Source organism: Shewanella sp. BJSY2023SW001 (genome assembly GCF_047314685.1).
Classification (GTDB): domain Bacteria; phylum Pseudomonadota; class Gammaproteobacteria; order Enterobacterales; family Shewanellaceae; genus Shewanella; species Shewanella indica.
The window spans coordinates 34419-59287 of sequence record NZ_JBKORF010000010.1 but is presented as its reverse complement, the minus strand read 5'-3'; the positions used below and the strand labels follow the sequence as shown (position 1 = coordinate 59287).

The window sequence follows — 24869 nt, the reverse complement described above, 5'->3', positions numbered from 1 at the left end:
TTTTCAATTCCGGAGGGTATCAATGGCTGTTGCTGCCAATAAACGCTCTATCATGACCCTGTTCTCAGGTGCCGATGATCTCTATAGCCATCAGGTTCGCATCGTATTGGCTGAAAAAGGGGTAACTGTTGATGTGTTGCAGGTAGATCCCAATGATATGCCAGAGGATCTGCTGGAACTCAACCCTTACAACTCAGTGCCAACTCTGGTCGACCGTGAACTGGTGTTATACGAAAGCCGTATTATCATGGAGTATCTGGACGAGCGCTTCCCGCACCCGCCGCTGATGCCCGTTTACCCGGTTTCCCGTGGTCAAAGCCGTCTGATGATGCATCGCATCGATACAGACTGGTATTGCCTGGTTGATCGTATTCGTAAGGGTGACCGCGCCGATGCGGCCCGTAAAGAGTTGCAGGAAAGTCTGCTGTCTATCGCGCCTGTGTTTGCCGAAATGCCTTACTTCATGAGTGAAGAGTTCGGTTTGGCCGATTGTTATCTTGGCCCCTTGTTGTGGCGCCTGCCAGTGCTGGGTATCGAACTGGATAACCGCACAGGTAAAGACATCAAAGCCTATATGAACCGTATTTTCGAGCGTGAGTCATTTAAGGCCTCTCTGACCGAAGCCGAGCGCGAAATGCGCATGGGTATCTGATGAAAGATTTGACCCCAAGTCGTCCATATTTGCTTAGAGCTTACTATGAGTGGCTGATGGATAATCAGCTGACTCCACATCTGGTAGTGGATGCCACTATGCCGGATACTCAGGTACCGCTGCAGTATGTTAAGGATGGTCAAATTGTACTGAATGTCGCCGGCAGTGCTGTCGGTGGCCTGAAGCTCGGTAACGAGTTTGTTGAGTTCAATGCCCGTTTCGGTGGTGTACCACAGCAGGTGCTGCTGCCTATGGCTGCTATTGTTGCCATCTATGCTCGTGAAAACGGTGCCGGTACAGTATTCGATATGGAAGATGCCTATCTGCTTGAAGAGGGTGAGGAATCACTGCTGAATGTGGTTGAAGAGGTTGAACAGCCACGGACTGAAGCCGAAACTGAACCTACAGCAGACAAGCCCAAGCGGCGTGGCCACCTGACTTTGGTTAAATAAAACCGGGTCAACGCTTCAGCTTAAGCATTGCAAAAAGCCAGTCACAATGACTGGCTTTTTCTTTTCAACGGCTGCAATACTGCATCTACCAGCTCCACTCGGTTACGACCATTTATCTTGGCCTGATACAGAGCCTTGTCTGCCTGTTTGAGCGCCTCGCTGGCGCTAACTCCCGGAGTAAGAGTCGCCAGGCCTGCAGAAGCTGTCAGTTGTAGGTAATGGCTTTGATATTCCAGGCCTTGTTGTCTGAGAGACTCAAGGAGTTGCTCGCCTCTTTGCTGTAGGGCCTGAGTCCCGGCTTCATCCAGCCTCAGCAGCAAGGCAAACTCTTCCCCGCCTATTCTGGCCAGTCGCTCCTGAGGCTTGAGCGCTTGCTTGAGTAGCTTGCTGACATGGATAAGGGCGACATCGCCGGCATCATGGCCAAAGTTATCGTTTATCTTTTTGAAGAAATCCAGATCCAACAGGGAAAGCGCCCAGTGTCCCGGCTGCTCTCTTTGCAGTGCGACTTGGCGCATGAATGCGCGGCGGTTGAGCAATCCGGTTAAGGTGTCTGTGTCGGCCTGATGTTGCAGTACCAGCTCGGCGCGCTCGGCATACATTTCGCTGATCAGCAGTATGGCGCAGGAGCTGATAATACAGGAGCAGATCACCAAGGCTTGTAAAACAGCTAGGGTATGTGTAGAAAGCAGGGCGATATCCGGGTGGGATGGCCAGCCATGCAGCTCAAAGAAGCTGAACAACCCCAGATTGGCTAACATCAGGATCAGGATAGAACGCCATTCACGGATCTCAAACAGTACAACCAACATGATGGCAAACAGCAGGTAATAGCTGTGGATCTTGATACTGGTACCTTGGGCTGTCATTAAAGCTGTGGCGGCATCGGCCATCAACAGCAACATTAAACACCATCTGGCGGCAAAGAACTTGCCTTTGTAGTTGAGCAGTAACACCAGAGGCAGCAGGGCAACAAAGGGCAGCTGATTCAAGCCGGAAAGGAGAAAACCCTGATTGCCGCTGATATAAAAGCCGAAAGTAAATAATAATATAGTCGCTATGGAAACCAGTACGCCCAAGTTGACTTGAATGACTTTGCGCTCCCGGGTTTTGACAGCACATCTATCACACCCTAGCATCAGTAAAAAATTCAGTAACCTGGTCATATTGAGCATAGGCAAAGCACTTTGAGAAGCCACTCGAAATATCAGCTTAATTCAAACCTCGTTGTTGAACCAGTCTTGGCTGACTTTCGGCATGATCCCTGTGCGTCAGTATGGTAGCATCTCTCGCCTGCACAACCTTTACCGTGCAATTGCGGGCAAAGATAAGGTGAGACCACAATGCTGCTGATGATCGACAACTATGATTCCTTTACCTTTAATCTGGTGCAGTATTTTCAGCAGTTGGGGCAGCAGCCTGTTATCAAGCGTAACGATGAGATTGCGCTTGATGAGATCCGCGAGTTGGCGCCGGATTATCTGGTGATATCTCCCGGGCCTTGTAGCCCGGATCAGGCGGGGATCTCGCTGGCCGCCATCGAACATTTTGCCGGTAAGTTGCCTATCCTGGGCGTCTGTCTTGGGCATCAATCGCTGGCTCAGGTGTTTGGTGCCAAGGTGGTTCGGGCCAAGCGGGTGATGCATGGCAAGACATCGGCCATCAGTCACAATGACCGTGGGCTGTTTCAAGGCCTGGCCAATCCTTTGACCGTGACCCGCTACCACTCGCTGCTGATTGAATCTGTGCCTGAAGGCTTCAGTCTGGATGCCTGGTATGATGACCCGGTACACGGGCGGGAAATCATGGCCATCAGCCATGCCGAGAAACGCCTCTACGGCGTGCAGTTTCATCCCGAATCCATTCTGACCCAGCAGGGGCTTGAACTGCTCAATAATTTTCTGCGTCTGGCTTAAGGAGCAGTGAGCCAGTCCCGGATTCGTACCAAGGTTCCATCCTTAACAAGCCTTTACAAGTTTTCAGCTTTTGCAGAACAACATCTTTTGGCAAATATGGTATAACAGGCCGCAATCGCTTGTTTTCTGTCATATGTCGCTTCCCGGCGGCCAAGATAACTATAAAAAGGAAGGATGATGAAAAGCCTGATGCGTCATGCCGGTCTGAGTGTTTTGACTCTGGCCGTTCTCAGCGGCTGCGCCGCCACCGAGCCGCAACTCACCACCCAAGAGATCACCAAAGCCAGCCAAACAGTACCCTTGGCAGCGCCTCCTGTGGCCGACAAGCCGTTAACTCTGAATCAAATTATGGCGGATCCCGATTGGATGGGACTTGCCCCCAAAGGTGCCTACTGGAGCGATGACAGCCGCGCTGTGCTGTTCGCCCGCCAGCAGAGTGCATCTGTGCTGCGTAGTTACTATCGTCAGGGAGTGGCAGACAAACAGGCGCAGGAGCTGGCGCTGTCTGAGCTGCACACAGTCTCGCAACGAGACGGCGTTCTGAGCCCGGATAAGCGCCGTAAGGCTTATATCTATCAGGGCAATCTGTTTGTAAAGGAGTTGGGCAGTGGTGAAATCACTCAGTTGACCCGGCAAAATACCAAGGTTGAAGGATTGCGCTTTTTAGCGAATGGCGATCTTGCCTATTGGCAGGCGGGGCAGGTATTCAGATTGCATGCAGGCTCTGGCCTTGTGGAACAGCTCGCGGATATCAAGATGGCCAAAGAGCCGGCACAGACCCAAGAGCCGGAAACTTATCTCGCCAAAGAGCAACATAAACTGATCCGCTATGTGGCCAAGCAGCAGGAAAACGCCAAGTCTCGGGAGACATATCAGCAGCAGTTACAGAATGAAGACCCGACCCTGACGGCCAAGCCTTGGTATCTGGGTGAGAGTGAGCAACTGGTGGAACTGAGCCTGTCGCCGGATGGCCGCTATCTGCTGCTGGCTTTGCAGGACAAGAGTTATAACTGGCGTGGCGAGCATGACATCATGCCCAACTATCTAGGCAAAGATGGCTATGTCGATCCTGTGCCGGTGCGAGCCAGAGTGGCTGAAGACAAGGCGCCAGGGCAGCGCTTGGTACTGCTGGACTTGCAGCAGCAGAGTCAGAAAGAGATAACTATCGAAGGCTTGCTCGGTTACAACCAGGATGTGTTGGCCGGCGTCAAGGCTGAAAACGCCAAGGCGAAAGGCGAGCGCTACGAAAGTGAAAAAGCCCCGCGCAAGATCCAACTGATGCAGGATTGGGGCTGGAGTCAGAGCGCCATTCAATGGCAAGAATCAGGCAAGCGCTTGGCCGTAATGCTGGAAGCCGTGGACAACAAAGACCGTTGGCTGGCCAGTGTCGATCTGGCCAAGGGCAAGCTAGTCACTGAGCACAGGCTGCATGACGATGCCTGGGTCAACTATGACTACAATCAGTATGGTTGGTTACCCGGCAGCGAGACCCTTTACTACCTGTCGGAAGAGAGCGGTTATTCGCAGCTGTATCTCAAGCCGCTCGGTGGCAAGGCGCGGGCTTTGACCTCGGGTAAGTTCGTGGTCAGTGACATCACCCTGAGCCCGGATAATCGTTATATCTACTACAAGGCCAACAAAGAACACCCCGGCAAGTACAATGTTTATCGGGTTGAGATAAGTAGCGGCAAGGATGAACAACTGACCCAGTGGAACGGGGTGCTCGACTACAGCCTGAGCCCGGATGGCCGTTCGCTGCTATTGACCGCCTCCAACCTGACCCGGCCGGATGAGCTCTATATTCAAGTCATAGGCGGTGAGCTGACTCAACTGACCCATTACACCAGCGACAGCTTCAAGAGTTATCCTTGGCAGGCGCCTGAGGTGGTTGCCGTGCCTTCCAGCCATGGCGCAGGTAACGTTTATGCCAGGGTGTATCTGCCGGCAGGTTTCGACAAGGATCGCGCCGAGTCATATCCGGCGGTGATCTTCAATCATGGTGCCGGTTATCTGCAGAATGCCCATTATGGTTTTTCCGGTTATTTCCGTGAGTTCATGTTCCATAACCTGCTGGCACAGCAGGGATATGTGGTGATGGACATGGATTATCGCGGCTCCAAAGGCTATGGCCGCGACTGGCGCACCGCCATCTACCGCAATATGGGGCATCCGGAAGTGGAAGACTTGGCCGATGGCGTCAAGTGGATGAGCCAGCATGCCAACGTTGATGCCAAGCGGGTGGGCACCTATGGCGGTTCTTACGGCGGCTTTTTGACCTTTATGGCACTGTTTACCCAACCCGAGTTGTTCCAGGCCGGTGCCGCGCTGCGGCCTGTGACCGACTGGGCTCACTATAATGCGCCTTATACCTCGAACATACTCAACACTCCGGATGTGGACCACATCGCCTATGAACGCAGCTCGCCCATCTATCATGCCGAGGGCTTGCAAAAGCCGCTGCTGATCATGAGCGGGGTAATGGACGACAACGTATTCTTCCAGGACAGTGTCCGCCTGGTGCAGCGACTGATAGAGCTGGAAAAGCCGATGTTTGAGACGGCTATCTACCCGGTTGAACCCCATGGCTTCAGACAGCCATCGAGCTGGCTGGACGAGTATCGCCGCATCTATAAGTTGTTTGAACAAGAGTTGAAATAGTCACTTTGCAGGCCTCATTCGAGGCCTGTTTCTTTTTGCTATCAAGATATTGCTGATAAAGCCGCTACATATATAACAATAAAGGGACTAACATAAAAAATGGAGCCCGGGTACGGGTGTGGCAGGAAGGTAATAATTTGGCCTTGTCGGTAGCGGGGGGCGTAAAACCCGGAAGTGTAATAGAGATAGAGCAGCGCCTGTATCAGCAGTTGATACTGGGCAAGCAACGCATTGATAGCGGTGGCGATGAGCTTGAACCTGAGCTGGCGGCGGTGGCCTTCAAGCTTGAGGTTGAACGCGAGGCGACTCTGGAGCGGCTCGCGAGGCAGCAACAGGCCAAGGCGCTTTATCAAAGAGTGTCGGTTCAGTTGAACTATACCCTGGCGGCTGAACTCGGCAACTGTTTGGCCTCCATCGAAGAGGTGACACGCCTATCAGGCATCACAGATAAACAGATCTTACTGCTGGAGTTATTGCAGCACCCAAGGCTTGATCTGGCACGCCTTCGCCCGGTCGTTGCCGAGCAGAGCTGGTTGGTGAGGGACTTGAGCTCTCTGGTCAACAGCCCCTCATTCAGGGCTCGCAGGCCGCAGAATCTGGATGTGCAATTGACAGACCTCAAGCTGGTGCTCAGCTATATAGGCGTTGAGCACCTGCGGGTATTGATCCCTTACTACACCTGTCGTCATTGGCTGCCCACAGGTCATGCCAGTTTGCTTTGGACTGTGCGCAAGCTATGGCGTTTCTCGCAGGTGCAGGGCATTGCCGCCAGAACCCTGGCCAGGTTGCATGACTTGGATGCTCCAATGCTGTACGCGGTTTCCCTGATGCAACAACTGGGGATCTCAGTGCTGCTCTCCATGAGCGCCAAGCTGTTTGAGCAGTTGCGCGGCTCCTGGCTCAGGGAGGCGAGTCGAGACAGGGATAAGGCGCTCTACGATGCCATCGCCCTGTGTGATTTTCCCGCCGCTTTGGTCTATTCCCTGGTCAAGCAGCATGCGCTGTCACTCAATTGGCAACTGCCGACCCAGCTTGGGTTTGCGGATGCGGCCATGGTGACTCTGCTCAAGGAGCGAGACACTGCTCTGGGGTTCAGTCAGTTGTCACCCAATGCGGCAGTGCTGGCTAAAGCCGATTGTTTTGCCAAGTGTTTTTTACTGGAAGAGATGCGGCAACTGGAATTCAGGGACAGACAGATCATGATGGCGTATCATGAGCTCACTGAACAGGAACTCATTCGTCTCAAAGGCCAGAATTACCGCAAACCCGAGCTGCTTTAAGCCGTTGCGGAGCCTGTAGGCCTTCCATGGAGGAGCTATGCCCAGTTGGCAAGCCTCGGTATTGAACCGGTTGTTAACTTATGTGGCGCGGCCGTCGGTCAGTCGCGGCAGTGCCAAAGTACCACTCAGTGCTATTCGCCAGCGCTTATTGGAGATGGATCGTCGCTGGTTGGGCTGGCCGCAGGAGCTTAAGGTCGAGCACTGGCCACTGAGCCACTCGCCGCTCATCCATTACCAGCTGCCGCAGCCAAGAGATGTCAGCCTCTTCTATATTCGCGGCGGTGGTTTCTGTTTCAAGACTCCCCATGCCCATGCCCGTTTCCTGGCCGATATCATGCAGCGCAGTTTGGCAGATTGCTATGTACCTGATTATCGTCTGGCACCTGAGCATCCATTTCCGGCAGCTTGTGATGATGTGCTGGAAGCTTATCGGATGACGCTTGAGCATTGTGACCCGACTCAATTGGTGCTGATGGGCGACTCGGCTGGAGGCAATCTGGCCTTGAGTCTGTTGTTGCAGCTGAAACAACTTGAGTTACCGTTGCCGAGAGCTTGCGTGTTGCTGTCTCCGGCGCTGGATCTCGGCATCACAGGCGACACCGAGCGCATTCTGGCAGCCGACGACCCTCTGTTCACCATTGAATCGCTACTCAGACTCAGAGGCGCGTATCTCGCCGGTAGTAACCCCATGTCTGAGCGGATCTCGCCGCTTTATGGTTGTTTTAACGATCTGCCGCCCATCTTGCTGCTGGCCGGTACTCGTGAGCTGCTGCTACAGGATGCCGAGCGCCTGCAACAGGCGGTATTACGCGACGGCGGTCGCATAGAAGCCGGTTTCTACCTCAATATGCCCCATGTCTTTCCATTATTTGAACTCTTGCCTGAGGCCATGGAAGCCAGGGGCCAAATCGCTGCTTTTATACGCAATAATCTACTGTTATGATTATCGTTAACTATTCAAAATGTATGAATAGTTAACGAATCCGGTGTCAGTTGAGATTTTTTGTGACTATTTATGCCGTTAAACGGCAGATATTTGCCTGCTTAATTCTCAAACTCAGATCTTTATGCACTTATAGGCCAAGGCATTGCTCCTGCATATTGATCAAACTGGTATTTTGATCACAATTTCGCTAATAATGACACCTAAGCAACACAAGTAAGTGCAGTTTTACTCACAAATAATAAAGATTAACTGCTTAAAACGGTGGCCGACAGAGCCGCCGACAACACAAAGGATGAGAAGGAATGAGTGTAAACATGAATTTGACACGTGCCCAGTTTGATGAAGTCATGGTGCCTAATTATGCACCGTCACCCGTTATCCCGGTTCGTGGCGATGGCAGTCGTGTTTGGGATCAGGAAGGCAAAGAGTATGTCGACTTTGCCGGTGGTATTGCAGTTAACTGTTTGGGCCACTGTCATCCAGCCGCCGTTGAGGCGCTTAAGGCGCAGGGCGAAAAACTCTGGCACTTGTCCAATGTGATGACCAATGAGCCGGCACTGGCATTGGCGACCAAACTGGTTAACGCCACTTTTGCCGACAAGGTCTATTTCGCCAACTCAGGTGCCGAAGCCAATGAAGCGGCCCTGAAACTGGCCCGCCGCTATGCTCTGGACAATTTCGGCGCCGAAAAAGATCAGATTATCGCCTTCGACAAGGCATTCCACGGCAGAACTTTCTTTACCGTCAGTGTCGGTGGTCAGGCCGCCTACTCAGATGGTTTTGGCCCCAAGCCGCAGGGGATCACACACCTGCCATTCAACGATGTTGCCGCATTGGAAGCCGCGGTGTCGGACAAGACCTGTGCCATCATGCTGGAACCGCTGCAGGGTGAGGGCGGTATTATAAACGCCACTCCAGAGTTCCTGGCCAAGGTGCGTGAACTGGCCGACAAGTACAATGCGTTGGTGGTGTTCGATGAAGTGCAAACCGGCGTTGGCCGTACCGGCGAGCTGTATGCCTACATGGGTACAGATATAGTGCCGGACATTCTCACCACGGCCAAGGCCCTGGGCGGCGGTTTCCCCATCGCGGCCATGTTGACCACGGACAAGATTGCCGCTCATCTTAAAGTGGGCACCCATGGTTCCACCTATGGTGGTAACCCTCTGGCCTGCGCCGTCAGCAACGCGGTATTTGAGCTGGTCAATACCCCCGAAGTGCTGCAGGGCGTTAAACGCCGTGAGCAACTGCTGCGTGATGGCCTGGAAAAAATCAATGCCAAGTACCAGGTGTTTTCCGAGGTGCGCGGCAAAGGACTGTTGCTCGGCGCCGTGTTGAATGAGCAGTATCAGGGACGCAGCCGTGAGTTTCTGTTGGCCTCGGTCGACAATGGCCTGATGACACTGATGGCCGGTGCCAATGTGGTTCGTTTTACTCCTTCTTTGATCATCCCTGAAAGTGATATTGCCGAGGGTCTGGCACGCTTTGAAAAAGCGGTCGCCAAGGTGGTTGCCGCCTGATCCCCGTGGGCCTTGGCCCACTTAGCGCAATAAACTCACAGCTGCTGTTCTGACGGGCAGGCCCGACGGAGCAGCAACTGTGGATGAGTGGAGATTTAACCATGTTAATCATACGGCCTATCCGAGCCTCAGATTTCCCGGCGCTGCGCTGTATCGCCGAGGAATCGGGCCATGGATTCACCTCGCTGCCGGTCAATGATGAACTGCTGACCCGCAAAATCGCCCGTTCGGAAACCTCTTTCGCCAAGGCGGTGGAAACGCCTTTTGATGAAGGTTACCTCATGGTGCTGGAAGACACAGAGACCCAAGAGGTTGTGGGCACCTGTGGTCTGGAAGCCGCGGTGGGAATGGAAGATGCCTTCTACCATTACCGTCTGGGTACAGAGGTTTATCATTCGTCGCAGATAGAAGTACGTAACGAGGTTGAAACCCTCAGCCTGTGTCATGATTACACAGGTGCCGCCGAGCTCTGCACCCTGTTTCTGAGAGATTCCTACCGCAAGGGCAACAATGGCCGCATGCTGTCACGCAGCCGCTTTCTGTTTTTGGCCCAGCATGCCAATCGATTCGGTGAAACTGTTATCGCCGAGATGCGTGGGGTCAGCGATGAGAACGGTAATTCCCCTTTCTACGGCTGGCTGCAGCAAAACTTCCTCGGCATAGATTTTATTCAGGCCGATTACCTCTCAGGTCTGGGACAGAAGGCTTTTATGGCCGAGATGATGCCCCGCAGCCCTGTCTATGTTTGCCTGTTGCCCGAAGCGGCGCAGAAGGTTATCGGTGAAGTGCACACCAATACACGCCCGGCCTTGAGCCTGTTACAGGCGGAAGGTTTCCGCTGGCGCAACTATGTGGATATTTTTGATGGTGGCCCCACGGTTGAATGCAACCTGGCGGACATTCGCTCCGTGCGCGAGAGTCGCTTACTGACGGTGCGTATCGGTGATATGCCTCAATCAAAGGACAGCTTTATTCTCTCCAACACCCATTTGGCAGACTACCGTGCCGGTTCGGCCAAGCTGGCGCTGACAGACGACAGTGAAGAAGTGATCCTGTCGAGCGAGTTGGCCGCCGCACTCTTGGTGGCAGACGGGCAATCGGTCAGGGTATTGGCAATATAGGAACAGCATAATGACACAATTTATCAAGGGCCAATGGCTCGCTGGCGAAGGCCAGGCAATGAGTTCAAGCAACCCGGCCAACGGTGAAACCCTGTGGCAGGGTAATGCCGCTACTCCGGCTCAAGTAGAAGCTGCCGTTGCAGCCGCCAGAGAGGCACAGTTTGACTGGTTTATGCTCGGTTTTGACGGCCGCCTGCAGGTGATAGAGGCTTATCGCGATCAGCTGGAAGCCCATAAGGCGGAAATCGCCGACACCATAGCGCAGGAAACCGGTAAGCCATTGTGGGAAACGGCCACCGAGGCGGGTGCCATGATAGGCAAAATCGGTCTGTCGGTTGCGGCTTATCACAAGCGTACCGGCGAAACTGAAAATGAACTGCCTGCCGGGCGGGCCGTGCTGAGACATAAGCCCCACGGCGTGGTGGCGGTCTTTGGGCCTTATAACTTCCCAGGCCATCTGCCTAACGGCCATATAGTACCGGCTTTGCTGGCGGGCAACACCGTGGTATTCAAGCCATCGGAACTGACGCCAAAAGTGGCAGAGCTGATGCTCAAGCTGTGGGAGAAAGCCGGTCTGCCAGCCGGGGTTATCAACCTGGTGCAGGGCGAAGTGGAAACCGGCAAGGCGCTGGCTTCACATCCTCAGCTTGATGGTCTGTTCTTTACCGGCAGCTCCCGCACCGGCCACTTGCTGCATCAGCAGTACGCCGGTCATCCGGGCAAGATCCTTGCCCTGGAAATGGGTGGTAACAATCCGCTCATCGTTAAAGGGATCAGTGATATCAAGGCGGCCGTGCACGAAATTATTCAATCTGCCTATATCTCCAGTGGCCAGCGTTGTACCTGTGCCCGCCGTCTCTACATAGAGAAAGGTGAGCAGGGCGATGCTTTGGTTACTGCCCTGGTTGCAGCGGTCAAAGCGATAGCTGTCGGCCCCTGGAATGCCGAACCACAGCCCTTTATGGGCTCGATGATCTCTGAAGCAGCCGCCAAGGGCATGGTCGCGGCGCAGCGTAATCTGCAGAATCTCGGCGGGGTTTCGCTGGTGGAACTGACCCATATTGAGAGCGGTACCGGCCTGGTGTCACCTGGGCTGATTGATGTTACCGAGGTGATTGAACTGCCCGATGAAGAGTATTTTGGGCCCTTGCTGCAACTGGTGCGCTATAGCAGCTTTGATCAGGCGATTTCGCTGGCCAATGATACCCGTTATGGCCTTTCTGCCGGGCTGCTGGCTGATAGCCGTGAAGACTATGACTATTTCCTGGCACGGATTCGTGCCGGCATAGTGAACTGGAATAAGCAGATCACCGGAGCCTCTGGTGCGGCGCCATTCGGCGGCGTCGGGGCATCGGGTAACCACAGAGCCAGCGCCTTCTATGCGGCCGACTATTGTGCTTACCCCGTGGCTTCCATGGAGGCCGATGGTTTGAGTTTGCCACAGGCATTGAGTCCGGGACTTAGCCTCTGACAGTGAAGGGAAGCGCAGTGGCGCTTCCCTTTTTTGAACATACCATTTGCCTTTGGGCAAACTGCATTACACAGGGAATAACCATGCATACAGATATCAATGCGCTGTTCAATGCCATGTGGCAGGACTATATCAAGATGACGCCTTCGGCGGCCAAAGTGCATCAGCTGTTGGGTCAAGGCAAGGCGATTATTAACGACCATATCGCCTTGCGTACATTTAATCTGCCCAAGGTGGGCTTGGATGTGCTGGCGGCCCATTTCGAAGCGCTGGGCTATGTGGCTTGCGGAGATTATCGCTTTGAGCAGAAAAAGCTGGTGGCGAAGCACTTTGAGCATCCGGATCCGACTCAGCCCAAGGTCTTCATTTCCGAGCTGCTGGTGGAAGAGTTTAGCCCAGAGCTGCAACAACGGGTTACCGACTTGGTTGAGCAGATCCCAACCCAGGCTTTGACCGCAGATAACTTTACTTATTCAGGCAGGCATTGGCAGCTTGATTATGGCACCTACCAAGCCCTGCTTGCCGAGAGTGAGTATGCTGCCTGGGTTGCCGCCTTTGGTTATCGTGCCAATCACTTTACCGTGTCTGTGAACCATCTGGCCGAGTTCAGCACCCTGGCCGCTGTCAATACCGCGCTCAAGGAAGCTGGTTTTATCCTCAACAGTGTGGGCGGTGAGATCAAAGGCTCAGCTGAAGTCTTGTTGGAACAGTCGTCCACCATGGCCGACAGAATCCCCGTCGCCTTTGATGACAAGACGGTAGAGATCCCCAGTTGTTTCTATGAATTTGCCCTGCGTTACCCTAAAGCCGATGGTGAACTCTATACCGGCTTTGTTGCGGCCTCGGCAGATAAGATTTTTGAGAGCACTAACGTCAAAGCATAGCATTGCTTAAATTCTTATAAATGGCCTCCTTAATTAGGGAGGCTTTTTTTTATAAACAAAACGACATGCTTAATATTTTGATGTCTCAATGTTTTTATTGTGTTTTAAATATGTTTTTTCATTGGTGTTTTGCATGCTTTATTAATTTGTTTTTATGATGTTTTTTATGACGTACACCCAGTTTTTAATCTATTTAGACTAGTCATTAAGTATTGGTGTTGATTGTAAGGTTTTTCATGCCTATGCTTGTTTACATACGTAACAATGCGTATTAAGTGCATTAGTATCAATATCGAGACGCTATTCCACTTGGAACAGCGAAAAAACCATGAACGAGAGAACAAAGTCGAATAATAAATTACTGAGCTTGGTCAAGTTGGCCATGCCTTTGCTATTGTTTTTGGCTTTTTCTAATGCAGCGATATCTAATGAGTTTGAAGAAGTTAATACACTGATATCTATTGCCAAACAGAACACATCACAGGTAAATCAGCTGGCAATCTATTCTCTTTCCTTGCCTTGTATTATGGCTGTTAAACTGGCAGATAACGCCGTCTTGGCCGAAGTGTTTAAAGCCATAGCAGTCAGTTGGTTTATTTTGTTCTTCTGCGGGCCCCGTATTCCCAACCTGGGTGTCCCGCAACTTTCCTTTGGTTGGATGCCCTATTGGGCGCAATTACTTCTCGAATGGGTAAAACCTATTCGTGGCAGTACCTCTTAGACTGGAATTAGCTCCAGATTAATTCGTTTTAAATAAATTAAGGCTTTTAAATATGAGATCCGGTATCTATCACCGCGATCTGGCCTTGTCACGCATAATAAAAAGTAAAAAAGCAAAGACGATCTTCCCTTTGCTGGGCTTACTATTGCTTGCGGGACAAGCTCAGGCGGTTAATGAGTTTGAACTCAAACAGGAAGAATTCGGCGAATGGACTGCCTATTTCAATGCGTCTTATACCCGCAATGCCTACAGTGAATCGGCTTTCGATGCTTACCGGGCTTATAGCCTGGATGCCAGGGTCGATTACAACAGTGATTGGGGCAGTGTACTGCTGACCTTTGGCGGTGAAAAAGAGACGCTGCACGGTAAGGAGTCGAGCTTTTTTGACCCCTTGTTCGAGTATCGAACGCCACTCTATTCCCTGACCGACACTCTGTCGCTTAAGGGCAGTGTCGGTGTTTATCTGCCGGCGGCGCATTACACCAAGCTGGATAGACTGGAGTATGCCCCCAGAGTGGCGGCTTATCTCTTCTATCGTCCTGAGGGCAACTTCAGCTTCTACCTGTCTCCCAGATACAGGTACAACGCCTACAAGTACAAGACCGCCGGTGAGCGGGTGCTGATTGAACATCAGGTCGATCTGGTGGCCGATGCCTATTGGCAATTTGCCAGTCATTGGTACCTGGATATCAGCGGCCGCTATCGGATGTCGAAGAACTACCGTGGTCGTCGTATGGATGACCAATTCACCTTTGCCCAGGAACTGGGATGGATGCCTGCCGATAGTTGGACACTGGCCATTGGCCATAACAACAGCGGCCGTTTCTACCACCCGGAACTGGGGCCTTCCGAAGGATTTGAGCTGTATAACAAGCGCAGCTCTACCTTCTATTTCTCAGTAACAAAATACTTATAAACTCAATTTATTCAGAGGATTAAATGAAGAAGTCAAGTCTGAGTCTGGCGATTGCAGCCAGCCTGGCACTCGCAGGATGTGGGGCAGGAGAAGAACCATACAAGGAGTTGCCCAAAGATGAGAAACAGATTAGCAGCGACTCGATAGAGAAGGCCGGTGAGCGCCAATATCTCTATATCCGCAGTGTCGGCAAGGCGCCGCGGTATGCCGCTGCCATCCGCGGCTTTAGCCAAGGTGATCCCAAGTTAGTGACCCTGCACAAGACAGAGAATGGCATACAGGTTCGTCAGTTGGATCGGGACGCCATAGGTCTTGGTCATGACAGCCGCTACCAGGAGGGCATCAACCAGGCGCCAGTGCTGACCATCCCCGGTGAATACATAGACTTCAGATGTACCGAAGACAAGTGGCGAGAATGTATCAACGTCGAGCAGGTCAATACCGATGCCAACCTGACCTGGCAGGACAAGCGCTTTTTTGTGCCTGACTTTGCCGACACCAAGATAGCTGAGCTGGGGATCAACGATATCTTTATGTTTGGTGAGTGTGTCACCGAAACTGAATCTCCAAAACTGGTCAATGCCGGAACCTACAAAGGCTATGAAATGGATCTGGACAAGGGGGTGATCAACTTCGAGATTGAACACACCTACCAGGCATCGGGCCAGTGTTTCAATCAGTTCTACGGTGGCAATCTGGATAACCTGTCGTTCACCACTACGGAATTTATCTCCATAGTGGCGCTGGATCAGCTGGCCAGTGAAGATTATCAAGCCATTCCTTACAGCGAGCATGAGAAGGGCACTTTTGGTTTCTTCAACTCCAGTCACAGCTATCGGGACAGAACCGACTCAGAGGGGGTGGATGGCTATGTTCGAACCTACCTGAACCGCTTCAACCCGGCCAAGGGAGAGTTGGTGTACTACTTGTCCAACAACTTCTATGAAGCCAAGAACAAGCCTTTCCTGGATGCGGCTATCGAGTCTGTGACCGCGATGAATATCGCCAACAGTCGGTATCATACCGGCTTGCCACAGATTAAGCTGGAGCAGGCGGGCGATAAACGCCATGGCGATCTGCGTTATAACCATATCACTCTGTTTGATGAACCTCTGGATAACGGTCTGGCCGGTTACGGTCCATCAGCAGCCAACCCACTGACAGGGGAGATTGTCAGCGCCAGGGTTAACCAATACAGCTCCAACCTCAAGCAAGGCGCGGTGCGTTACTATCGGCAACTGATGCTGGATTATAACCGTGGCAAGCTGGATGCGGCTTCGGTCGAAGCGCTCACCGGCGTGCCTTATCAGCAAGCCGTGGTTAAGCCTGCAGCTTTAGCAACATTGGAAACTGCGCCTGCCGCGCTGGACAAGCCTGCCGATGTGATGGTAGCCGCCACTCCGGCTGCTCTGCCACTCAAACCCGCTGAGCAACAGTTCAACGCCTTGGCCGACTTCGATGAAGCCAGCCGTGACTATTGGTCCGAGCATACTTTGATGCATATCGACACTGTGTTTGCCGCAGGCGGTCAGCAAAGAATGTTGCCGACCGGTGTTAAGGACCACAAGATTGATTGGCAGAATGCCGAATTGTGGGCCAATGGTGAAGTTGGCGGTAAGCTGCAGGCATTCGAGAAGCTGAGCCTGGATCTGCAAGATAGCCTGAGCACTGCGCTGGCCGCCCAAGCCTTTGCCGGTACTCTGACCCATGAACTGGGCCATAACTTCGGCCTGAGACACAACTTCGCCGGTAGCCGCGATGGTGACAACACCTTTAGCCAACAGGAAATGGAAACACTGAACCAGGCTTTTGCCGGTGCCGGTTATTCGGATCTGAAAGTGAACGCCGAATTTTCCAGCCAGATGGACTATAACGTTAACCGCTTTGCGACCACTTTTGAGCCCTATGACCTGGCGGCGCTGCGTTTCGGTTATGCCCGTGAAGTTGAAGCCGAAAATGGTGATTTTGTTTCCCTCAAAGAGGAAGATGCCAAGCGTCGTGAGGAGCTGCAAAAGGGCATGCTCCAGGGCGAGACTCGTTTCGGTGCGCTCTATAACATTGCCCGCGACCACAAGCTGCGCAGCTATGCCTTCTGTACCGACGAGCATGTGTCGCTCAACAGTAACTGTAACCGCAGTGATGCCGGTCAGAACCTGGATGACATTGCCCAGTTCTATATCGACAGATATCAGGACAGCTATGAAACCAGTAACCTGAGACATAACCGTCAGTCCCTTTATGAAGATCACAGCCTGGGTTACACCATTGCCCGCAAGCGCCAGTTTGATGAGATCCGCCAGTTTATCGAAGATGTCAGCTTCCTCGAGGGGATCTTTGACTTGCCGGAAAACTTCTTCGCCAACGACTGCCAGGTGAAAGAAGCAGCTGGCCAGGATACCTGGTATTGTGCCAACCAAAGGGCGATGAACAAGGCGGCCGACCTGTTTCTGCGCCTTGCCGGTGAAAATGATGCCGTGGTAGATGTCACCTTCCGCACTGCAGATGGCCAGGCAGCGCTGAGACAGCAGTACAACTTTGCCAAGTTGCTGGAGCAATATCGTTTCAAGAGCGCCGACATGACCATGAGGTTTGCTCCGGGTGAAGTGATCAGCCGGTTTGCCGACTCTCCAGAAGCGCTGAAGGAACTGATCATCAACTATGGTATCAAGGAAGAGTTCCGGGATATGCTGAGCGCCGATGTTACTTTCGCCGGTCGTTTGCTGAACGGGGTCAAGGCGCCTGAAGGCTCGCCCAACCATCCTTATGTCAACGAGCGAGATGTGCTTGGGGTATGGCCGGACAAACTGTTGGCAGTGCGTGCCTTGGTGAGCCGCACGACTCCGAGATCGACTTCCAGCCGCGGTCACAAGGCGCTGGTGGATCTGCCACAAACCGGCAAGCTGTTCGAAGAGATGCTTTGCCGCATGGCGCTGGGTAATGGCCCGGATCTGGTCAGCAATGGCAAGCCTTTGTTTGCCGATGCCTGTAACAGCAGCCCTGAGCTGGAAACGTATCTGCCTTACTATAGCGATTTTGCCAGCCAGAGCATAGAGCCTCTGCCCAATTATGACCGCACAGTATCACGCTTCTTTGGTTTTGATACAGTCAATGGTCAACCCAAAGGCAAGAGCAACCTGCTGCAGATGATGCTGAGACAAGTGGTGTTGGCCTCGGTCGACAGCGACTATCAGGGTGAGCAGAAGGCCAGGGTATGGCGTGAATATGTCGGTATTCATCAGGCTGCCCCTGGGCTGGATATGCAGGCCCAAGTGTCCCTGAACGGTAAAATCTATGCCGCCACCGCCGAGAACAAGTTGGCGCTGGCGCTGATTGCCCGCATCAAAGAAGTGCAGCAGTTTATCGCCTCGGCTTCTCCTGAACTGTTGGCGCAGCAGCTCAAGGGCGGCACTGTGGGTGAGATACTCAATGGTCAACTGAGCCGCGATCGTTTGGCTCTGAGCTACCTGCCTGTGCTCGATTGAGCCAAGGTCTGACAGCTTGATAGCAAAGAGCCCAGCCTAGGCTGGGTTCTTTATTTTTGTTTCAGTGGCTCTTTGAGGAGTCAGGCTAACCTTCAGGCCTTAAAGGTCAGTGAAACCTTGAGTCCACCCAATGCCGGGCTTCTGCTGAAGTCGATATCCAACTGATACTGCTCGGCAATATCCTTGACTATCGATAATCCTAATCCATGACCATTGATCTCTTCATCCAGACGATTGCCGCGGCGGGTGAGGGTTTGCATGTTTTTTTCTGCCACCCCGGGACCATCGTCTTCGACACTGACATATACCAGCCCCTGATGTTGCCACACCCTCACCAATACCAGGCTAGAGGCCCATTTATAGGCGTTATCCAACAGGTTACCGAGCAGCTCCATACCGTCTTCCCTGTGGATTGGCAGCCTGGGAATGCCATCGCTGATATCGAAGCGCCAACTGATTTGTTTGTATCTATGCACCTTATCCAGGGTTTGGCACAGGCTTTCCAGATCCCTTGGCAGTACCAGCTGCGCCGCAGGTAGCATATCGCCGGTTATTCGCGCTGCCGCCAGTTTACGCTCTATCATCTTGTGGATCTGCTCCAACTGCTGTTCCAGTGCCCTGGCGGTGTCGGGATCTTTCAACCCCAGCGCCTCGACCTGCTGACGCATCACCGCCAGTGGTGTCTTCAGACCGTGGCTGAGATTGCCCAGATTATTACGGCTGCGCTGAATTTGATTACTGGTGTATTCAAGTAACTCGTTGTAGGTTTCGGCCAGAGGTTTGACTTCGGGAGGAATAGTCTCTAGCGACAGCGAGTTGATTTCCCCCTCCCTGAGTTTGGCCAGCGCCTGTTTTATCTGCTTAACCGGCTTGAAGGATTGCCTCAATACCAGAAATATCCCCAGGATCATCGCCAGCAGCATAGCCAGGTTGACACTCAGTTTAGTGCCATAAACCTCGGTAAATACCTTACGGCCTATGCTGAGATCCTGTGCCACTGTCAAAGTGGCATTGATCTTCTTGCTGCTGGAGGTCAGCCCCAGTGACAACAACTGAATATCGTGATTTTGTGGCCCCTTGGTTTGCCAGGCGCGGGTTTGCCCTGGCTCCAATTGCACTATCTCCAGGCGTTGATCCCACAAGGAGCGGGAGCGGATCTCCCTATCCGGCAGGTTGAGCTGGTAATAGCGCCCGGAATAGGCGGGTTTGTAGAAGCCGGAAAGCAGGCTCTGATCTATCAGGATCTCACCGTCATTGAGGTGAGTCGCCAGTGCCACCTGTTCCAGATCTTCCTGCAAGCGGTTGATGATAGAGTCGTGAAATGCCTGACGCAGCATGGACTCCATAAACGCCAGGCCTATCAGGGTACTCAGTAACACCAGTGCTGTTAGCCACAGGCTCAGCTTGGTGCGGATGGACATCATCAGGATTGGCTGCCGTGAAAGATATAACCTTGGCCACGACGGGTTTCTATCGCCGTCTTACCCAGTTTCTTACGCAGGTGGGTGACATAGACCTCGACCACATTGCTCTCTTTCTCATCGTCAAATTGATACAGCTTATCGGTAAGCTGTGCCTTGGAAAGCAGTTTCTTGGGTGACATCAAGAAAATTCGCAGCAAGCGAAACTCCATGGCAGTCAGGTCGAAACTTTGTCCATTGACTGTTACTGTCTGTTCGGCTTCATCCAGACTGACGCCGCCGAAGTTCAATTGTTTGCCGGGCACAGTGGCACGGCCATGGGTTCGGTGGATAATTGCCTGCAGTCTGGCCAGCAGCTCTTGGGTATGAAAGGGCTTGCCCAGGTAGTCATCGGCGCCGGCATTGAAGCCTTCGACCTTTTCATGCCACTGACTGCGAGCGGTCAGCATGATCACAGGAGTGGTCAGTCCCTGCTGACGCCATTTTTCCAGCAACTGCAAGCCGTTGCCATCGGGCAGGCCGATATCGAGAATGATGCAGTCATACTGGGTTTCTTTGACCAGATAGTCAGCTTCTATGGCTTTGTCGGTGACATCCGTGACATAGCCTGCTTGCTTTAATTGTTTTGCCAGTTCTTCAACCAGCAGGGCGTTATCTTCAACGAGTAGCAGTTTCATTGGGACGACATTCGCTCGGTAATGGGGTTAGGTTATCGGGTAAACCTGTGCCTGCATTTAGGCTCAGGTTGACGATATGGCCATGTTCGACTTTTATCTGCAAATCATAACGCCATTCACCATCTTTCTGATAGAGATGAGCGTCGATCAATTTGCCATGGCACACCCATTGTAGCTGAGAGAGAGTGGCATCCAAGGAGAGAATCGTCCCGGATTTCACTAATTCCTTGGCGATATCGTGATCGGGTTCCAGGTGGGGACTGGCCACTTCAGCCTTTGCAGTACTCAAAGTCAGGCTAATAAAGCTAATGAAAAATAGCCCTCTCAATTGATGCTCCCGAAAAACAAAAGTGGCCAAGGATATTACCTTGGCCACTCTATAGAATCAGGCTTAAATCAAGCTGAAGCTGGCTTAGCGGGTACCGTAAACCACTATGGTTTTACCGTGCGCCTGGATCAGGTTCTGCTCTTCCAGCATCTTGAGGATGCGGCCCACAGTTTCGCGGGAACAACCAACAATCTGACCGATTTCCTGACGGGTGATTTTGATCTGCATGCCGTCTGGGTGGGTCATGGCATCAGGCTGTTTGGCCAGGTGCAACAGAGTCTGAGCGATGCGACCGGCCACGTCGAGGAAGGCCAGGTTGCCCACTTTTTGGCTGGTGCTCTGTAGACGATGTGCCATCTGAGCGGCAAGTTTCATCAGGATTTCAGGGTTAACCTGGATCAGCTGCTTGAACTTCTTGTAAGAGATTTCAGCAATTTCACAGGCTTGCTTGGCGCGAACCCAAGCGGTACGCTCGGCTTGCTCTTCAAACAGACCCAGTTCACCGATAAAGTCGCCCTGATTCAGATAAGAGAGGATCATTTCCTTACCTTCTTCATCTTTAATCAATACGGCAACAGACCCTTTAACTATGTAATACAGAGTGTCTGAATCTTCACCAGCATGGATCAGGGTGCTTTTGGCTGGATACTTATGAATGTGACAGTGTGATAAAAACCACTCCAAAGTCGGATCTGGTTTTGGCTTACCAATCAGAGCCATGCCTATGTTCCTCGATTGATTAAAACGAAAGTAAGGATATTCTAAATAAGGATTTTACGTCAATATCAAAGAGTAAACTTTGAACCTGGTCTTAGTTTAGACTAAGTGAATCAACGCAATTAAATCGCTAATCTTGGTTATCATTCTGATACTTTAGTGATACATGTCAACCAATTCAGATTAAAAGCCTCTGGATTCGCTCGAGTCTGTAGGTTAAATCACATCTTCTCAGCCTTGCTCACAATTCGCCAAGCACATTGAGGGCTATTATTAGCATTTTATTGTTGAATTCACCTCGACTTTCACGCCGGGTTCGGGCTAATTTATGAGTCTGTATGCATAGATTACCAAAGGGTATCAGAGTGAAGACCCCCTTAATTGCAGCGGCTGCCATGTTGGCCTTGAGTCTGTTCAGTGGACAGTTACAGGCCTTTGCCATTCCCCAGCCAAGCAAGGAAATTGCCGCCAGCAAACTGGCTTATATTCAGCTCAATGCCGCCAATGGTGAAGTGGAAGCTCAGTACCTGCTTGGCTTGATGTACCTCTCCGGCCGTTTCGTCGTCGAGGACAAAATTGCCGGTCTCGCCTGGTTGACCAAAGCTGCCGAAGGGGGCGAGACCAAGGCGCAGCAAACCCTGGCAGACCTGGCATTTGAAGGCAAGTTAATGCAGCGGGATCTGGCGCTGGCCGAGCGTTGGTATCTGCCGTTGGCTGAACAGGGCAACCATTGGGCCAAGTTCAGACTGGGTTTCCTCTATGCTTCCGGCGGCGAAGGGGTTAACCGCCATTGCGGCAAGGCTGTGGCGTTTTTCAGCTCGGCCGGTGATGACATCTCTCTTGGCAATGCCGCCTGGATCCTGGCCACTTGCCCGGAAGCCAAGTACCGAGATGGTGGTCGGGCGTTGGCGCTTGCTAAGCAACTACTGGAAGTTAACAATCAGGACCCCACAAATCTCGATAACCTGGCGGCAGCTTACGCCGAATTGGGAGATTTTACCGCTGCGGTGGCGACTCAGCAGCAGGCCATTGCAGCGCTTGAGCAGTCACAGGATTTCAGTAAAGCGCTTGAATTTAGGCAGCGGCTGGAGAGTTATCGCAGTCACAAGCCTTACCGTGAAGTGGTGCCCTTGATGGAATAACGCCCATTGTGAATGCTTCAAGCCGATACGGATAATTCCTTTGCTGAACGCTGGGGTTTTCGCTGTGGTTGATTGTGTTTGCGTCAGAGGAAGATAAGGGCGCTTGCATGGGGAGCAAGAATTCGGGCAATAAAAAATGCCCATTATGGGCATATAAAATAGGGTAGGTTGTTGACATACTCGAGGGAACAAACAGATCAAGATGGGGGAATCTATCCCCAAGAGTATGTCAACCATCAGTATTTCGCCTGAAATCCCGATGACTGTAATTTACCCTTTTAGACTTAAATCAAACTTAATCGAGTCTGAAGCCAAAATTTATCTGCAACCAGCTTATTCAATATCCTGCTCCAGCAGGGCTTGGCGCTTATCCATCAGGTCTTTGATAAGCGGCGTCAGAATAAGCTCCATCGCCAATGACATCTTGCCTCCCGGCACGACCAGGGTGTTTACCCTGGACATAAAAGCCCCTTGGATCATCTTCAAATAGTAAGGAAAGTCGACATTGTTGATGCCGCGAAAACGGATCACCACAAAGCTTTCATCCAGACTGGGAATATCCTTGGCACTGAAGGGGTTGGAGGTATCTACCGTAGGGACCCGCTGAAAATTGATATGAGTGCGGGAGAATTGCGGCGTCATGTGATTGATATAGTCGTCCATTGAACGCACGATTGAGCCCATCACTTTTTCACGGGTATGGCCGCGCTCAGAGGTATCGCGGATGATCTTTTGGATCCACTCCAGGTTGACTATGGGTACCATGCCAATCAAGAGATCCACGTGTTGGGCAACATTGCTTTCGCCGGTCACTACACCGCCGTGCAGCCCCTCGTAGTAGAGCATATCCGTGTCTTCCGGTAGCGGCCGCCATTGGGTAAAGGTACCCGGCATCTGGTTGTAAGGCACGGCTTCATCGAAGGTATGCAGGTAGGAGCGGGTTTCCCCTTGTCCCGTGCCGGCATAGTCGGCAAAACACTTCTCCAGACGGGCAAAGTCATTGGCTTCCGGACCAAAATAGCTGATGTTGCGGTTTTCGGCCTTGGCTTTGCGGATCATCACTTCCATTTCGGCGCGGGTATAGTGGTGAAAGCTGTCCCCTTCCACCATGGCCGCATTGATCCCCAGTTGTCTGAAGATGTGACTGAAGGCGGTTGTGGTAGTCGTGGTTCCGGCCCCCGATGAACCTGTCACTGCGATAATTGGATGTTTTGCAGACATTTTTCCTACCTGTTTCAAAGAACTTGGGCCGCAGGCCAACACTGTGGTTATCTGGCCCGTTAACCTTTAGTTAACTACTTATAAAGGAATGCAGGGGGACGGGTCAATCATGGGCAAGTGGAGTTCGGCGCATGATTTCCTCGCGGGAGCGGATGGCAACGGACTCGTCATCTTCGCTGAATTCTACCAGTAAATGGCCGCTCTTGAGCGCCAGATGGCACTTGCCGATGGCCTGCTCCAACGCCTTGTCACCCAGGGAATCGAAACTGCCGTCTTCCACCTGGGAAAGCAGGTATTCCTTAATCAGGTTATCCAGGGTTTCCTTGGGCAGTTGCAGCAGGGATTCATAGGGTATCAGCATGAGTTGACTCCGTCAGATAACGCAGCAATCGCTGCTCCAGATAATAGCGTGGTCGCCACGGTGTGCCACCCTCAATAAAACCTACATGGCCGCCATTGGCATGAAGTTCATATTCGACGCAGGCGGGCAGATGTGCCAATGATGGGATAACGGCGTCAGTCATAAAAGGGTCGTCTGCTGCATGAATTATCAGGGTCGGTTTGGCTATCTTACCCAATAAAGGCAAGGCGCTGGCCCTTTGATAATAGTCATCGACACCGTTGAAACCGTGCAGCGGTGCAGTCACCTGATGGTCAAAATCATAAAAGGTGTTCAGCCGTTTGATGGCTTCACCATTCAGCGGCAACTGGCTGTTGCCCCGCTCGAGTTTCAGCAACATTTTTTGCTGCAATTGGCGGATAAGATAACTTTGATAAACTTTGGAGAAGCCTTTCTCCAGCCGCTTGGCGCAGGATGCCAGCGCCAGCGGTGCCGATACCACGGCGGCGCGGCTGAGCAGGCTTTTATCTGCAAATTCTCCCTGGTACTTGGCCAGTACATTGCCGCCGAGGCTGTAACCTACCGCCAGTAGAGGCGAGTGGGGATAGCGCTGCTTCAGGGTTTGCAGGCTATGGCTGATATCGGCCGTATCACCGCTGTGGTAACTGCGCGCCAGGCGATTGTCTTCACCCGAGCAGCCTCTGTGATGGTGCACTACGGCGGCCAGTCTCTGCTTCTGACACTCACGCAGCAGGCGGCGGATATAGTGGGAGTCGGCGCTGCCTTCCAGCCCGTGCAGTATTACCAATAAGGGCTTACCCGGGGTTGGCGTCTTGAGCCAGTCGAGATCGATAAAGTCACCATCTTCCAGTTCCAGACGCTCACGCCGCAGCGGCAACCCCGCCACTTTGGTCAGCACGGGAATGATAGTTTGAAAATGGGGGCTTCTGGCCCACCAGGGCGGACGAAAACTGCTGCTCATGGGATCTCGCATGCAAAATGGC

The 24869-nt window shown here is 52.4% G+C and carries 22 protein-coding genes; 14 read left to right on the top strand and 8 right to left on the bottom strand.

The annotated features are described in order from the left end of the window. Positions 1 to 22: 22 nt before the first annotated feature. Complete coding sequence (gene sspA / locus ACMHXH_RS01670) at positions 23 to 652, top strand: stringent starvation protein SspA (RefSeq protein ID WP_039035519.1); 630 nt, start codon at positions 23 to 25, stop codon at positions 650 to 652. Beyond that, a complete protein-coding gene (locus tag ACMHXH_RS01665) occupies positions 652 to 1104 on the top strand; it encodes a ClpXP protease specificity-enhancing factor (RefSeq protein WP_071476522.1) in 453 nt (150 codons plus the stop codon). The genes sspA and ACMHXH_RS01665 overlap by 1 nt, the downstream gene beginning before the upstream one ends. A gap of 41 nt (positions 1105 to 1145) precedes the next feature. On the opposite strand, the gene ACMHXH_RS01660 is transcribed toward ACMHXH_RS01665, so the two are convergent. Beyond that, complete coding sequence (locus ACMHXH_RS01660; RefSeq protein ID WP_052248239.1) at positions 1146 to 2279, bottom strand: GGDEF domain-containing protein; 1134 nt, start codon at positions 2277 to 2279, stop codon at positions 1146 to 1148. A gap of 168 nt (positions 2280 to 2447) precedes the next feature. Here ACMHXH_RS01660 and ACMHXH_RS01655 point away from each other — a divergent pair, with 168 nt between their 5' ends. The 11 genes from ACMHXH_RS01655 (at position 2448) to ACMHXH_RS01605 (ending at position 18019) form a co-directional block, all read left to right on the top strand. Next, positions 2448 to 3020: an aminodeoxychorismate/anthranilate synthase component II gene (locus ACMHXH_RS01655; protein WP_144361029.1), complete on the top strand. Its 573-nt coding sequence runs from the start codon at positions 2448 to 2450 to the stop codon at positions 3018 to 3020. A 177-nt stretch (positions 3021 to 3197) separates the two neighbouring features. Then, positions 3198 to 5678: a S9 family peptidase gene (locus ACMHXH_RS01650; RefSeq protein WP_335912359.1), complete on the top strand. Its 2481-nt coding sequence runs from the start codon at positions 3198 to 3200 to the stop codon at positions 5676 to 5678. 137 nt (positions 5679 to 5815) lie between these two features. Next, positions 5816 to 6958: an HDOD domain-containing protein gene (locus tag ACMHXH_RS01645; protein ID WP_335912358.1), complete on the top strand. Its 1143-nt coding sequence runs from the start codon at positions 5816 to 5818 to the stop codon at positions 6956 to 6958. 37 nt (positions 6959 to 6995) lie between these two features. Next, positions 6996 to 7901, top strand: coding sequence for an alpha/beta hydrolase (locus ACMHXH_RS01640; RefSeq protein ID WP_335912356.1), 906 nt, complete (start codon positions 6996 to 6998; stop codon positions 7899 to 7901). Between the two features lie 305 nt (positions 7902 to 8206). Further along, positions 8207 to 9424, top strand: coding sequence for an aspartate aminotransferase family protein (locus ACMHXH_RS01635; RefSeq protein ID WP_335912355.1), 1218 nt, complete (start codon positions 8207 to 8209; stop codon positions 9422 to 9424). Between the two features lie 101 nt (positions 9425 to 9525). Next, positions 9526 to 10545 carry an arginine N-succinyltransferase gene (astA, locus tag ACMHXH_RS01630; RefSeq protein ID WP_039035546.1) on the top strand — a complete coding sequence of 340 codons (1020 nt, stop codon included), beginning with the start codon at positions 9526 to 9528 and terminating at the stop codon, positions 10543 to 10545. Positions 10546 to 10555: 10 nt separating this feature from the next. Continuing rightward, positions 10556 to 12016 carry a succinylglutamate-semialdehyde dehydrogenase gene (gene astD, locus ACMHXH_RS01625; RefSeq protein WP_039035525.1) on the top strand — a complete coding sequence of 487 codons (1461 nt, stop codon included), beginning with the start codon at positions 10556 to 10558 and terminating at the stop codon, positions 12014 to 12016. Between the two features lie 83 nt (positions 12017 to 12099). After that, complete coding sequence (locus ACMHXH_RS01620) at positions 12100 to 12900, top strand: DUF1338 domain-containing protein (RefSeq protein WP_071476526.1); 801 nt, start codon at positions 12100 to 12102, stop codon at positions 12898 to 12900. 328 nt (positions 12901 to 13228) lie between these two features. Next, positions 13229 to 13621 carry a hypothetical protein gene (locus ACMHXH_RS01615; protein WP_101095568.1) on the top strand — a complete coding sequence of 131 codons (393 nt, stop codon included), beginning with the start codon at positions 13229 to 13231 and terminating at the stop codon, positions 13619 to 13621. A 52-nt stretch (positions 13622 to 13673) separates the two neighbouring features. Further along, entirely contained in the window at positions 13674 to 14537 is an 864-nt protein-coding gene (locus tag ACMHXH_RS01610) for a hypothetical protein (protein WP_052248240.1), read from the top strand. Positions 14538 to 14560: 23 nt separating this feature from the next. After that, entirely contained in the window at positions 14561 to 18019 is a 3459-nt protein-coding gene (locus ACMHXH_RS01605; protein WP_335912354.1) for a zinc-dependent metalloprotease, read from the top strand. Between the two features lie 92 nt (positions 18020 to 18111). Here the strand turns inward: ACMHXH_RS01605 and ACMHXH_RS01600 are convergent, their stop codons facing one another. The 4 genes from ACMHXH_RS01600 to crp form a co-directional block, all read right to left on the bottom strand. After that, positions 18112 to 19443, bottom strand: a complete 1332-nt coding sequence (locus tag ACMHXH_RS01600; RefSeq protein WP_101095565.1) for an ATP-binding protein — start codon at positions 19441 to 19443, stop codon at positions 18112 to 18114. After that, positions 19443 to 20117, bottom strand: a complete 675-nt coding sequence (locus ACMHXH_RS01595; RefSeq protein ID WP_039035530.1) for a response regulator transcription factor — start codon at positions 20115 to 20117, stop codon at positions 19443 to 19445. The genes ACMHXH_RS01600 and ACMHXH_RS01595 overlap by 1 nt, the downstream gene beginning before the upstream one ends. After that, positions 20098 to 20445, bottom strand: a complete 348-nt coding sequence (locus ACMHXH_RS01590) for a PepSY domain-containing protein (protein ID WP_039035548.1) — start codon at positions 20443 to 20445, stop codon at positions 20098 to 20100. Before ACMHXH_RS01590 ends, ACMHXH_RS01595 begins: the two co-directional genes overlap by 20 nt. Positions 20446 to 20529: 84 nt before the next feature. Next, positions 20530 to 21165 carry a cAMP-activated global transcriptional regulator CRP gene (gene crp / locus ACMHXH_RS01585; RefSeq protein ID WP_025011303.1) on the bottom strand — a complete coding sequence of 212 codons (636 nt, stop codon included), beginning with the start codon at positions 21163 to 21165 and terminating at the stop codon, positions 20530 to 20532. Between the two features lie 356 nt (positions 21166 to 21521). On the opposite strand from crp, the gene ACMHXH_RS01580 reads away from it, so the two are divergent. After that, positions 21522 to 22304 (top strand): tetratricopeptide repeat protein, encoded by a 783-nt coding sequence (locus ACMHXH_RS01580; RefSeq protein ID WP_039035549.1) that lies wholly within the window; start codon positions 21522 to 21524, stop codon positions 22302 to 22304. A gap of 333 nt (positions 22305 to 22637) precedes the next feature. Here ACMHXH_RS01580 and ACMHXH_RS01575 read toward each other — a convergent pair whose 3' ends face one another. From ACMHXH_RS01575 to ACMHXH_RS01565, 3 genes are all read right to left on the bottom strand, one after another. Then, a complete protein-coding gene (locus tag ACMHXH_RS01575) occupies positions 22638 to 23525 on the bottom strand; it encodes a phosphoribulokinase (RefSeq protein ID WP_039035531.1) in 888 nt (295 codons plus the stop codon). 103 nt (positions 23526 to 23628) lie between these two features. Continuing rightward, the gene (locus tag ACMHXH_RS01570; RefSeq protein ID WP_039035532.1) at positions 23629 to 23886 is read right to left on the bottom strand and encodes a YheU family protein; all 258 of its coding nucleotides are present in this window, start codon (positions 23884 to 23886) and stop codon (positions 23629 to 23631) included. Further along, positions 23870 to 24847: a hydrolase gene (locus tag ACMHXH_RS01565; RefSeq protein ID WP_039035550.1), complete on the bottom strand. Its 978-nt coding sequence runs from the start codon at positions 24845 to 24847 to the stop codon at positions 23870 to 23872. Before ACMHXH_RS01565 ends, ACMHXH_RS01570 begins: the two co-directional genes overlap by 17 nt. Positions 24848 to 24869: the final 22 nt, after the last annotated feature.

Excerpts from the sequence above, each read along its gene's own strand:
- astD (WP_039035525.1), top strand. The coding sequence starts at position 10,556 with ATGACACAATTTATCAAGGGCCAATGGCTCGCTGGCGAAGGCCAGGCA.
- ACMHXH_RS01665 (WP_071476522.1), top strand. The coding sequence starts at position 652 with ATGAAAGATTTGACCCCAAGTCGTCCATATTTGCTTAGAGCTTACTAT.
- ACMHXH_RS01600 (WP_101095565.1), bottom strand. The coding sequence starts at position 19,443 with ATGATGTCCATCCGCACCAAGCTGAGCCTGTGGCTAACAGCACTGGTG.
- ACMHXH_RS01605 (WP_335912354.1), top strand. The coding sequence starts at position 14,561 with ATGAAGAAGTCAAGTCTGAGTCTGGCGATTGCAGCCAGCCTGGCACTC.
- crp (WP_025011303.1), bottom strand. The coding sequence starts at position 21,165 with ATGGCTCTGATTGGTAAGCCAAAACCAGATCCGACTTTGGAGTGGTTT.
- ACMHXH_RS01635 (WP_335912355.1), top strand. The coding sequence starts at position 8,207 with ATGAGTGTAAACATGAATTTGACACGTGCCCAGTTTGATGAAGTCATG.
- ACMHXH_RS01575 (WP_039035531.1), bottom strand. The coding sequence starts at position 23,525 with ATGTCTGCAAAACATCCAATTATCGCAGTGACAGGTTCATCGGGGGCC.
- ACMHXH_RS01620 (WP_071476526.1), top strand. The coding sequence starts at position 12,100 with ATGCATACAGATATCAATGCGCTGTTCAATGCCATGTGGCAGGACTAT.
- astA (WP_039035546.1), top strand. The coding sequence starts at position 9,526 with ATGTTAATCATACGGCCTATCCGAGCCTCAGATTTCCCGGCGCTGCGC.
- ACMHXH_RS01595 (WP_039035530.1), bottom strand. The coding sequence starts at position 20,117 with ATGAAACTGCTACTCGTTGAAGATAACGCCCTGCTGGTTGAAGAACTG.
- ACMHXH_RS01570 (WP_039035532.1), bottom strand. The coding sequence starts at position 23,886 with ATGCTGATACCCTATGAATCCCTGCTGCAACTGCCCAAGGAAACCCTG.
- ACMHXH_RS01615 (WP_101095568.1), top strand. The coding sequence starts at position 13,229 with ATGAACGAGAGAACAAAGTCGAATAATAAATTACTGAGCTTGGTCAAG.
- ACMHXH_RS01610 (WP_052248240.1), top strand. The coding sequence starts at position 13,674 with ATGAGATCCGGTATCTATCACCGCGATCTGGCCTTGTCACGCATAATA.
- ACMHXH_RS01650 (WP_335912359.1), top strand. The coding sequence starts at position 3,198 with ATGAAAAGCCTGATGCGTCATGCCGGTCTGAGTGTTTTGACTCTGGCC.
- ACMHXH_RS01660 (WP_052248239.1), bottom strand. The coding sequence starts at position 2,279 with ATGCTCAATATGACCAGGTTACTGAATTTTTTACTGATGCTAGGGTGT.
- sspA (WP_039035519.1), top strand. The coding sequence starts at position 23 with ATGGCTGTTGCTGCCAATAAACGCTCTATCATGACCCTGTTCTCAGGT.
- ACMHXH_RS01655 (WP_144361029.1), top strand. The coding sequence starts at position 2,448 with ATGCTGCTGATGATCGACAACTATGATTCCTTTACCTTTAATCTGGTG.
- ACMHXH_RS01565 (WP_039035550.1), bottom strand. The coding sequence starts at position 24,847 with ATGAGCAGCAGTTTTCGTCCGCCCTGGTGGGCCAGAAGCCCCCATTTT.
- ACMHXH_RS01640 (WP_335912356.1), top strand. The coding sequence starts at position 6,996 with ATGCCCAGTTGGCAAGCCTCGGTATTGAACCGGTTGTTAACTTATGTG.